The organism is Paenisporosarcina sp. P4_E4_2, assembly GCF_056401595.1.
Map to the genome: position 1 here is coordinate 1 of NZ_JBFUJC010000149.1, position 8,118 is coordinate 8,118.

The 8,118-nt window shown below is 37.6% G+C and carries 10 protein-coding genes and 1 pseudogene; all 11 read left to right on the forward strand.

What is annotated here, in order from left to right:
- Positions 1-459 (forward strand): amino acid ABC transporter permease (locus AC1DSB_RS11315; RefSeq protein WP_477586742.1); only part of this gene is annotated, 459 nt, incomplete at its 5' end.
- A gap of 199 nt (positions 460-658) precedes the next feature.
- The gene (locus AC1DSB_RS11320) at positions 659-874 is read left to right on the forward strand and encodes a small, acid-soluble spore protein tlp (RefSeq protein WP_477586743.1); all 216 of its coding nucleotides are present in this window, start codon (positions 659-661) and stop codon (positions 872-874) included.
- 376 nt (positions 875-1,250) lie between these two features.
- Positions 1,251-1,640 carry an SRPBCC family protein gene (locus AC1DSB_RS11325; protein WP_016429290.1) on the forward strand — a complete coding sequence of 130 codons (390 nt, stop codon included), beginning with the start codon at positions 1,251-1,253 and terminating at the stop codon, positions 1,638-1,640.
- A 65-nt stretch (positions 1,641-1,705) separates the two neighbouring features.
- On the forward strand, positions 1,706-1,897 hold the full coding sequence (locus AC1DSB_RS11330; protein WP_016429289.1) for a hypothetical protein: 192 nt from the start codon (positions 1,706-1,708) through the stop codon (positions 1,895-1,897).
- Positions 1,898-1,986: 89 nt separating this feature from the next.
- On the forward strand, positions 1,987-3,939 hold the full coding sequence (locus AC1DSB_RS11335; protein WP_477531779.1) for a GTP-binding protein: 1,953 nt from the start codon (positions 1,987-1,989) through the stop codon (positions 3,937-3,939).
- A 20-nt stretch (positions 3,940-3,959) separates the two neighbouring features.
- Positions 3,960-4,607 carry an SAM-dependent methyltransferase gene (locus AC1DSB_RS11340; RefSeq protein WP_477586744.1) on the forward strand — a complete coding sequence of 216 codons (648 nt, stop codon included), beginning with the start codon at positions 3,960-3,962 and terminating at the stop codon, positions 4,605-4,607.
- A gap of 27 nt (positions 4,608-4,634) precedes the next feature.
- Positions 4,635-4,919 (forward strand): hypothetical protein, encoded by a 285-nt coding sequence (locus AC1DSB_RS11345; RefSeq protein WP_016429286.1) that lies wholly within the window; start codon positions 4,635-4,637, stop codon positions 4,917-4,919.
- 34 nt (positions 4,920-4,953) lie between these two features.
- The gene (locus tag AC1DSB_RS11350) at positions 4,954-5,220 is read left to right on the forward strand and encodes a zinc ribbon domain-containing protein (RefSeq protein ID WP_016429285.1); all 267 of its coding nucleotides are present in this window, start codon (positions 4,954-4,956) and stop codon (positions 5,218-5,220) included.
- A gap of 262 nt (positions 5,221-5,482) precedes the next feature.
- Positions 5,483-6,247 (forward strand): GTP cyclohydrolase II, encoded by a 765-nt coding sequence (locus AC1DSB_RS11355; RefSeq protein WP_016429284.1) that lies wholly within the window; start codon positions 5,483-5,485, stop codon positions 6,245-6,247.
- Positions 6,240-7,334, forward strand: a complete 1,095-nt coding sequence (gene ribD, locus AC1DSB_RS11360; protein ID WP_477531990.1) for a bifunctional diaminohydroxyphosphoribosylaminopyrimidine deaminase/5-amino-6-(5-phosphoribosylamino)uracil reductase RibD — start codon at positions 6,240-6,242, stop codon at positions 7,332-7,334. Before AC1DSB_RS11355 ends, ribD begins: the two co-directional genes overlap by 8 nt.
- Positions 7,335-7,358: 24 nt before the next feature.
- A pseudogene (locus AC1DSB_RS11365) lies at positions 7,359-7,819 on the forward strand (5' nucleotidase, NT5C type).
- Positions 7,820-8,118 lie beyond the last annotated feature (299 nt).

Genomic DNA, 8,118 nt, shown 5'->3' on the forward strand with positions numbered 1-8,118 from the left:
CTCCCTTTACTGTTGATCATTTTCTTTACCTATTTTGCGTTGCCCGAAATCGGGATTGATATGGAAATAATGACAGCTGCCATCGTGGCATTGACGATTTTTGAATCCGCGATGCTTTCGGAAATCATCCGAAGTGGGCTGAATTCCATTGAAAAAGGACAGATTGAAGCAGGACGTTCATCTGGCTTGAACTACATACAGACATTACGATATATTATTATGCCCCAAGCTTTGAGAAGAATGGTTCCACCGATTGTCAGTCAATTTATTTCCCTTCTGAAAGACACATCTTTGGCTGTCGTCATCGCGTTGCCAGAACTATTGCATAACGCTCAAATCTTATACGCACAGAACGAATCGGGTGTCATACCTATTTTCGTCACTATTGCATTGATGTACTTTATCGTTAACTTTGCTTTATCCTTAGTTGCACGAAGACTGGAATTAAAGCAGGCTTAAAGAAGTCCGGCTCAACAAGTTGAGCTGGACTTTTTTGAAAACTAAAACTGTTGTGATTTCCTCACGCAGTTTATAAAGAAGATAGATGTAAAAGCAGTGCATTTAAATACAAATTACTAAAAACGAATTCAATGGATAGTATTCAGGAATGTGGGAACGCTAATTCTTGACTAATATTCAAATTGAAGGAGGATTTGTGATGCCTAGACCACAGCCAAATGATTCAGCAGATAACAAAGAAAGACTTAACAAAACGATTGACAATATGGAAGCAGCAGAAGAAGCAATGACGTATGCTGAAGGGAAAGAGCTTGCCGCAATCAAGGAAAAAAACGAACATCGTAAAGAAGCCATTGATGGTTTAAGAAAAGAAATAATCGAAGAGGGCAAATCACGTATCAATGGCTACATTTAAAAGAGTGTAGCATTGCTAAATAAAGGTGGAGACTATACGTTCTCCATCTTTTTTAATTATTCGTCTGTTTGCGTACATAGTGAAAAAGGATATATTGTCCCTTATGAGAAAATTGTCATAACATGGGGCTGGGAGAATTTAAAGATTTTTTTCCTCCCGGTTCCAGTACTTTAGAGTTTCGACTGATCTCGATCCCGAAAGATAATGGGACGCAGTAAATATTGACGCACTATGATCTACCTACCGAAAAAATCCAGACTCACCTAGAAGTATGGAAACATTATATGATTCGATTGCAATCTTTTGCAGAAGGAAAAGATGCTGGTGTCGATCCTAGGTCCATCCTTACAAAAACATGAAAGTGGGAAAATCCATTATGTCTACTGTAATACATCAAGAAATACGTTTTAACGTTAGTCCAAATCACCTCTATGAAGCGCTAACTGATGCAACGAAATTTGCTAAAGTTACTGGCGGTGCACCGACTGAAATCGGTTCTGAAGAAGGAGATTCTTTTTCTTTATTCGGTGGAATGATTACGGGTCGAAATATTGAATTGGTGCCTAATGAAAGAATTGTCCAAGCTTGGCGTGCCGGTAATTGGGAAGCAGGTGTTTATTCTATTGCTAAGTTTGAATTCAAGGAACTTGGCAATGAAACTCAACTCGTATTCACACACACGGCTTTCCCGGAAGCTCAAGGGGAACATCTTGGGACAGGATGGCATGAAAATTATTGGAAACCACTTGAAAATTACTTTACTTAAAATTATTGAGTAAAAACTCCGTTTTGAGAGAACATAAAAGTAACCGAAACGGAGGTGTCATTTTTATGACGAATAATCAGAATAAGCCAGGTGCATATACTCAAACCGGAACAGATATTGAAGAGGTCAAAAGAAATAATGCAAATTCAGGACTTACTTACAATCAAGTGAAGCAGTTGATTGCAAAAACGGTTGGCAATGAACAAACTGAATTCGGCAGTGAGCAAGTCTTTCCAGAACAACAAAAGAAAAAGTAAAGTTCATTATGTGAAGCAGGTGCCTTTTAGGTATCTGCTTTTATCTTTTGTAAATTGTAAGATAGAATTGACTTAAGTGAGGTGGCGTGATGAATAAAACAATAGGTGTGTTTGCCCATGTTGATGCAGGGAAAACAACATTTTCCGAGCAAATTCTTTACCATACGAAAAGTATTAAGCAAAGAGGACGTGTAGATCATAAAGATGCTTTCCTCGATAGCCATGAAATAGAAAGACAAAGAGGAATTACAGTATTTGCAGATCAAGCAACTTTTACATATAAAGATTCAACGTATTATTTAATTGATAACCCAGGACACGTTGATTTCTCTCCGGAAATGGAGCGTTCCGTTCAAGTAATGGATTACGCTATTGTTATATTAAGTGCTGTTGAAGGAATCGAAGGACATACAGCAACCATCTGGCAACTACTAAGAAAGCATCACGTTCCTACCTTTTTCTTTATTAATAAGACCGATCGTACTGGAGCGGATGTGAAAAACGTAGTAAAAGAAATACAGGAAGACTTTTCAGCGGACGTCATTGATATTACTCAATCTTTTCACGAAGGTGAAATGACGGAAAGTCTAATAGAATCTATCGCTGAACGCAATGAAAATCTTCTTGAACACTATATGGAAGATGGTTACGAGAAGGATTTATGGATCAACACAATGAAAGACTTGATTAAGGATAACAAAGTTTTTCCGTGTGCCAGTGGGTCAGCGCTGCAGGATATTGGTATAGTCGAATTCCTGGATAAATTTCATCAATTGACCGAGACGCAATATACAAGTGATGAAGCATTCTCTGGAAGAGTCTATAAAGTTAGGCATGATGAAAAAGGGACAAGAATCACTTTTATAAAATCTTTAAGCGGTACTTTGAGCGTTAGAGATGAAATAACATATGGTCCGATAGAGCAAGCATTAACGGAAAAAATCACACAAATACGGGTCTACAATGGGAATAAATTCAAAACGGTAGAACATGTGAAGGCCGGTGAACTTTTTGCAGTTTCAGGACTGACAAATGCAGTTACAGGCGATGGCTTAGGAACTTTATACGGGAAAGCTGAATATGAAATGGTACCGACATTGAAATCCAAAGTTGTTATTGCTCCATCTGTTCATATAAAAGATGCATTGAAGTGTTTTCAAATACTGGATGTGGAAGATCCATCGTTGAATGTGATGTGGGAGGAACGTCTCCAGGAAATTCATATCCATGTGATGGGTGCAATTCAATTGGAGATTTTGAAACAGCTGGTTGCAGAAAGATTTCATTTTGAAGTTGAATTTGAAGAACCGCAAATCCTTTATAAAGAAACCATTAACTCTACTACCATAGGGTACGGGCATTTTGAGCCACTGAAACATTATGCCGAAGTTCATTTGAAAATGGAACCTGCTGGGAGAAACAGTGGTATCACATTTGATAATGTCTGTCATGCGAATCACTTGTCGGTGGGCAATCAAAACTTGGTCAAGCATCATTTATTGGAGAAGGCGCATAACGGATTGTTAACCGGTTCACCATTGACAGATATTAAGGTCACATTACTAACAGGACGAGCCGACAATATGCATACGTCTGGCGGTGATTTCCGGGAAGCCACATACAGGGCATTGAGACAGGGGATGGAAAAAGCATCAAATCTTCTGCTGGAGCCCTTTTATGACTTTAGGATAAAAGTAGACGTTGATCAGATGGGAAAAGTACTTTCCGACATTCAAATGGCGCATGGAAGTTTTGATTCACCTAAAACGGAAGGCCATAAAGTGATATTGACCGGAAAAGTCCCAGTGGCCACCTTTATGAACTATGCAGCGGAGCTTGCTTCGTTTACACAAGGAAAAGGGGTATTAAATTTGATGTTCGGTGGATATGAGCAATGTCATAATGAAGATGAAGTCATTCAGAGAATTGCTTACAATAAAGATGCAGACCCTGAATATAGTTCATCATCAATTTTCTGCGCGAAAGGTAAAGGCTACACTGTACCGTGGGAGCGGGCAGAAGAACTAATGCATTGTTTATAATGCAGAATAGAGGGTTTTTCATGAGTGAGAAGGAAATGGATAGAATGCTTCGTATTAAAACTGCAGGAACGCTCGAAGTGCTGAATCAGTCCGTGCATTATAATCGATATGAAGCAACACCCTATATTGCATTAGATGAACTGTTCAAACATTATGAAATAACAAAGGACAATCGAATAGTGGATGTTGGATGTGGCAAAGGTCGGCTTTCTTTTTACATTCATAATCATTTTCAAGTACCGACAATAGGTATTGAAATGAGTGGCAAACTTTATCAAGATGCACTAGAAAATTTGCAGAGCTACGATAAGACTGGGAAGAAATCGAAGGGACTAATTACCTTCGAACGATGTCTTGCTGAAGACTACAAAATCGATTCCAGAGATGATGTATTCTATTTCTTCAATCCATTTTCTGAACAAATTTTTATGAAATTTGTTGAACATATTCTCGATTCGGTGGATGAGCATAAAAGATCTATTGACTTAATTCTTTACTATCCATCCTCAGCGTATCTTTTGTTTCTCGAAACAAGGACAACCTTCGAATTTCTGCGAGAAATCAAAGTACCAGAGCTGTATGAACAAAATGAAAATGAACGATTCATGATTTTTCATCTACCTTTAATGAATCTCAAAATCGAACGTGAAGAGCCTAAGACAAACTAAACTGAAAAATGAAATGAGGATGAGCTTATGACGAAGGTGAATGAACTGGATGGAGCAAAAGTAATCAAACAAACGAAAAATGACGGAACACTAAAATTAAGCACTATGTATTTTGAAGAAAAAGATGGCACTACGATTGAAGTACCGATAACTGCTTTAGCCATTGCAAAGTACGAAGAAGAACGAGGGTATTATTTATTCATGTGTGATAGCGAATGGACAGTTCAGGACGATCATCATCTTGAATCACTTGAGGAGGCAATCACTTGGGCAGAAAAGAATTTTGATGTGACTGATAAAGAATGGATGTAGGTTTAATAATTCAAGTAGATGAGGTGATATGTAGATGAAGCCATATAAAAATTGTCAAAGTTGTGGAATGCCACTTTCAAAGGATGCTGAAGGTGGCGGTACAGAAAAGAATGGAAATAAAAGTGTCATGTATTGTAGCCATTGTTATCAAAATGGCACGTTTACATCTCCTGAGATGACCGTAGACAAAATGAGAGAGAAGGTGAAAGGAAAGTTGATTGAATTCGGAATTCCGAAAATGTTAACTGGACTGTTCACTCGTAATATTCATAAATTAGCCCGTTGGAATAATCCTAGTTAACGATAAAGAGTAGGGTTGCCATTAAACAAGTTGGTTCAGAAAGGGATCAACTTTTTTTGTGGAATAAAACGTGAAAGAATTGAACCTTTTAATCGATATTTCTTGTATGTGAGTTGAGTCTTTACTGGATAGTCATTAATATTCTCTCAACTATTTCTGATATAGATAGTTTGCTTACTTGACAAATTCAAGTTACAAAAATATAATTACTTACATAAAGTAACTTAATGGAGAAAACACGATACAAAAAGGGGATAGTAAAATGAGCGATATTCAAATGGTTTCCAAAGAAGCTCTTTCGGTTTTAAAAGATAAAATAAAGTTAATAAAAAAAGATGATGGTGCGGTTTATTTGGTAGGTCCCATTCGCCTACCTGTTAATTTATATGGAGAAACAGTCATTTTTCAATGGTACTGCTGGTTGAATAGCAACAATGAAAACGAAGATTTTCAACAGATTATCGATAATTTATCTTCTGCCAATCTTGCAGAATATCAACAGTCAAGCGTCTTGGTGTATGGTGATTTTGAAAATGATGAAGAAGCACTTATTAGAATGCACTCCATCTGTCACACTGGTGATATCTTTGGCAGTAAAAGATGTGATTGCGGATTTCAATTGAAACAATCCATGCAAATGATTGTCGATCACGGTTCAGGAGCGTTGTTTTATTTAGCAAATCATGAAGGTAGAGGAATTGGGTTATTCAGCAAAGCCATGGCCTATATTCTTCAAGAAAATGGCTACGACACAGTGGAAGCTAACGAAAGCCTCGGTTTTGTGGATGATTCCCGCAATTATGATGATGCCATCCATGTACTCAAAGCATTGCGTACAAAACCTGTTACTTTGTTGACAAATAATCCGAAAAAACTCGCGGCATTGATTGATGCTGGTATGCCAATTTCAGGTCGCACACCTTTATGGGGAGATGTATCCGAATATAATGAAGCTTACTTGCAGACGAAAATTAAACGCTCGGGACATTTAGAAATCGAGGATGAAGGGACTTGTCCGAATGACTAATCATGAATTTTATATGGATTTGGCCATTAATAATGCAAGGGCGATGAAGGGGCAAACAGATCCGAATCCTCTGGTGGGCTCAGTCATTGTGAATGACAACCGAATTGTTGGAGTCGGAGCTCATTTGAAAACTGGGGAACCACATGCAGAAATTCATGCGCTGCGCATGGCTGGAGACAAAGCGAGGGGTGGAACTATTTACGTCACACTCGAACCTTGCTCCCATCACGGGCGTACGGGTCCTTGTGCGGTGGCGATTGTAGAAGCCGGCTTGAAGAAAGTGGTTATTGCAACGCTCGATCCAAACCCAATGGTCTCCGGACGAGGTGTCAAAATTCTTGAAGATGCAGGAATTGAAGTCATTGTTGGCATTCAAGAAGATGCATCAAGAAAAATGAATGAAGTATTCAATAAGTTCATCGTCGAGAATCAACCATTCGTAACTTTAAAAGCGGGCATTACTTTAGATGGTAAAATTGCTACACATTCATCTGATAGCAAATGGATTACATCTGAAGAAGCAAGAAATGATGTCCATAAAATACGAAATGAAAACATGGCGATATTAGTGGGCGCAAATACTGTTATTGCGGACAACCCAGAATTAACAACAAGAATTCCAAATGGTCGAAACCCGATTCGCATTATATTGGATTCTACATTGAAAATTCCATTAGAGAGTAAGGTTGTAACAGATAAATTAGCTGATACCTGGATTTTTACCAGTGTTAACTATGATAGGGACAAGAAAAAAGCCTTGGAGAATTTGGGGATATCTGTTTTCTCCACGTCTGGTTCAAAACATGTAAACCCAGTTGAAGTGTTGAAAGTTTTAGGTGAAAAAGGAATTTCATCTGTATTGATTGAAGGTGGAGGAACCATCAACGCTGCTTTTTTAGAAAATAAATTGATTGATAAAGCCATTATTTATATTGCACCGAAATTAATTGGAGGACATCAAGCCCCTACTTTCATGGAAGGTACAGGAATTGACAAAATGGGCGATGCTGTTGAATTATTTGATACTGAGATTATAAAAATCGGGAAAGATTTTAAATTTACCGGTTATCCAGTATATAAAAAATGAAAGAAAAAATTGAGGGATTCCATTATGAAATTTGGTTTTGATATAGACGACACTCTCATTAAGCTGAGAGAACATGCTTTTCATATCTGGAAGAAATTTATTACACGGCTTGTCCACCTTATCCAGGTGCGGTCGAGGCATTGGTGGAACTAAGTAACCAAGGTCATGAAATATATTATATAACTGCTCGACCGAGTGAACATGGCGAACGGACGAAAAAATGGATGATTGAACAAGGGTTTCCCGTACAAGATGATCGCTTCTTTTGCGGCATGAAGGATCAGGAAAAAGTTGAAATCATTCAATCTTTACAACTCGATTATTATTTTGATGACAAGCCGGATGTGTTAAATACACTTTCATCAGCTCATCTCAAACCTTTTGTTATGAATCAATCCTACAACCAGCATCTGACCATTCCAAGAATAGTGGACTGGTCTGAATTGCAAAAAATTATCGAAAAAATTGATCACCATCAACTGTGAATAAAAGTATTATTCATCTCTATTTGTGAAACAGCGTATGTGAGTCTTCAGAAAATGGTACAATACTTAGTATAGGAAATTCTTTAGAATGCTTGAATGTTTTTTATCCGCTATGGCTTGTATATACTGATAAGCAAATATGAAATTTTCGATAATAAATAAATGAAAAAACATCAGCTGCGAATAGCTGGGTTTTTTTATTAAAGGAGATAGATTTACATGACTAACAAAGTACAAAATGATCTACCAGAAAATTACGAAGAACTGAAAAAAGAAGCGAACCGTACATCCAGTTGGAG